Raw genomic sequence first — 2,239 nt, forward strand, 5'->3', positions numbered from 1 at the left:
AGCCGCCTGTTCGTGGGCCGAAGGCGGGCGAGCAGCGCCCTTGGCGCGTCGTACAGCAGCCGCATGCGTATTTGCGGGGTTGAGGTACTGTTCGCCGCCTTCGCCGTGACCGCGAACTCCGGTCCCTCCAGCCTTGTGATTGCCGGCGCCGCCATGGGCCAGGGCAACGTGCTGAGCGTAGGCCGGCTGCTCGAGGCGGGAGCAGATGCGCAGACGTTCGACGAGGCGCCGACCGCGACTTTCGCGCAGTTGACCGACCGGAAGGCGGCCTCACGCATCCGCCCGCCCGAGCCCGGGTGGGCTGAACGCCGCATCGCCCGCGTCATCGCGACCATCGACGCCGCGCCGGGAGGAATACGCCCGGCTGGTTCGACCGTGAGCACCGGTCATCGCGAGCAATGGCCATGACGGCCGAGACCTGGCTTGCCCTGCTCCTCTTCGCCACCGTCGCCTGCATCACGCCGGGGCCGGGCAACACGCTGATGATGAGTTCCGGTTTGCGCCGCGGCATTGTTGCAACGCTGCCGCTGCTCGCCGGGATCAACGTCGGTTTCATGGCGTTGCTGGCCGCAGTCGGCGCAGGCCTCGGCGCAGTCATCATCGCCCTGCCCGGCGCGGCGCTGGCGCTGAAGCTCGCGGGCGGATGCTACATCCTGTGGCTGGCGCTGCGACTGGCCCGAGCGGGGCCGCCGCGGAACGAACAGGACGGCGCCCTGCCCAGTTTCGGGGGCGGCTTCCTGCTGCAATGGCTCAACGGCAAGGCGTGGCTGATGGCCGTAGGCGCAGTCGCCGCCTACGTCCGCCCCGAGGCGGTGATCGAAAGCCTCGGCATCGTCGCAGCGACGTTTCTCGTGATCGGCGTCGCGGCGAACCTGCTCTGGACTGCGGGCGGCGCGATGCTGCGCCCCCTGCTGATGACCGAGACGTCTGCGCGCCGCGCCAACGCCGTGCTTGCGGGCTTGCTCGCCGTCTCCGCTGTGCCGATCCTTCTCTCTTGAACCGACTGCCCGCGCGGCCGGGGCGCCCTGCGCGAATGCGCACGATCGTTCAAGCCGCGCCTTGGCGCCGTGTGCGACGTTCGCGCCGTCGAACGAAAGGACGCCCCGTCAAGTCCACAAGTTATCAGTCGCGCTCGCCCGACGGCTCGGAACCGACGAGGACAGACACGCGGCGACCCCGGACGGACAGTCGGCGTTCGTATTCCAGGATCGCGAGCCTGACGAAAAGGCGAGCGCGGTTCCGACCAAGGAAGGCTGTCGTGATCGTCTACACTATGGTGGGGGCCACCGACCTGCCACGCGCCATCGGCTTCTACGATCCGATTTTCGCCGTGCTCGGCCTCGAGCCGTGCTGGCGCGACGACAACTCGTCATGCTGGGGCGTGAAGGCCGACCCGCGGAGCCCGCGATTTTTTCGTCGGCTATCCCTTCGATGGGGGAGCAGCAAGTGTTGGCAACGGCGCCATGTCGGCGTTCTGGGCGGAGACGACCGACCAGATCGAGCGCTGCCATGCGTTAGCCCTTGCGGGCGGCGGCGCCTGCTAGGGGCCGCCGGGGCCGAGGCCACAGTACGGCGACACGTTCTTCGGCGCCTATGTCCGCGACCCCGACGGCAACAAGATCGCCTTCGTTCGCTTCTAGTCCGGAGGCGACGCAGCAGTGGTGCGCGCCACCACGCGCGCCACGGCGTCGGCGACACTCAAGATGGCGGTGTCCAGCACCAGCAACGGCTCGGTCCAAGGTTCGAACTCCCGGCTCGCGACGGCCTGCCAGTCGGGCAGTAGCAGTCCCTCAGTATCGGGGGTCCGCGTCTCGACGCGACGGCGGTGCTCATCGTCGTCGGAGCAAATCACCTCCACGTTCAGCAGGAATGCCGCAGCATCAGTCGCCATATCGGCCCAGGCAGCACGGGTCAGTGCGATGTCGTTGACGCAGTCCGCCACGACCGACAGACCGGCACGCAGATTGTCGGCGGCCACCGCATAGGCGACAGCGTACCCTGCGTCCTCGGCGGGCCTGATCCTGCGCGTCGAGCGAGCGAGCGCGGTTTCGATGCTGTCGATGCGCAGCAGCACTGCCCCGAGCCGGGCGCATACGCGCCGAGCGATCGTGGTCTTGCCGGCGCCCGGCAATCCCGAGAAGGCGATCAGTACGGGCCGGATCGTCATCGCAGAGCTTCCATAGCTCATTGTCGCACGCTCAGTGCGCCGTCGCCCGCGAGCATGAAGCCGCCGTCGCAG

3 protein-coding genes are annotated in these 2,239 nt (G+C 68.6%); 2 read left to right on the forward strand and 1 reads right to left on the reverse strand.

The window, feature by feature from the left end; translation table 11 throughout:
* Together V7Q31_RS18875 and V7Q31_RS18880 are read left to right on the forward strand one after the other, a co-directional pair.
* The coding region (locus V7Q31_RS18875; RefSeq protein ID WP_333835376.1) for a hypothetical protein at window positions 1-408 on the forward strand (408 nt) is incomplete at its 5' end.
* Window positions 405-998: a LysE family translocator gene (locus V7Q31_RS18880; protein WP_333835377.1), complete on the forward strand. Its 594-nt coding sequence runs from the start codon at window positions 405-407 to the stop codon at window positions 996-998. The genes V7Q31_RS18875 and V7Q31_RS18880, both read left to right, overlap by 4 nt.
* 638 nt (window positions 999-1,636) lie before the next feature.
* On the opposite strand, the gene V7Q31_RS18885 is transcribed toward V7Q31_RS18880, so the two are convergent.
* Complete coding sequence (locus V7Q31_RS18885; protein WP_333835378.1) at window positions 1,637-2,167, reverse strand: AAA family ATPase; 531 nt, start codon at window positions 2,165-2,167, stop codon at window positions 1,637-1,639.
* Between the last annotated feature and the right edge of the window lie 72 nt (window positions 2,168-2,239).

Source organism: Rubrimonas sp., assembly GCF_036788415.1.
Classification (GTDB): domain Bacteria; phylum Pseudomonadota; class Alphaproteobacteria; order Rhodobacterales; family Rhodobacteraceae; genus Rubrimonas.

Coding starts and splice junctions, on each gene's coding strand:
- V7Q31_RS18880 (WP_333835377.1), top strand. CDS start 405: ATGACGGCCGAGACCTGGCTTGCCCTGCTCCTCTTCGCCACCGTCGCC.
- V7Q31_RS18885 (WP_333835378.1), bottom strand. CDS start 2,167: ATGACGATCCGGCCCGTACTGATCGCCTTCTCGGGATTGCCGGGCGCC.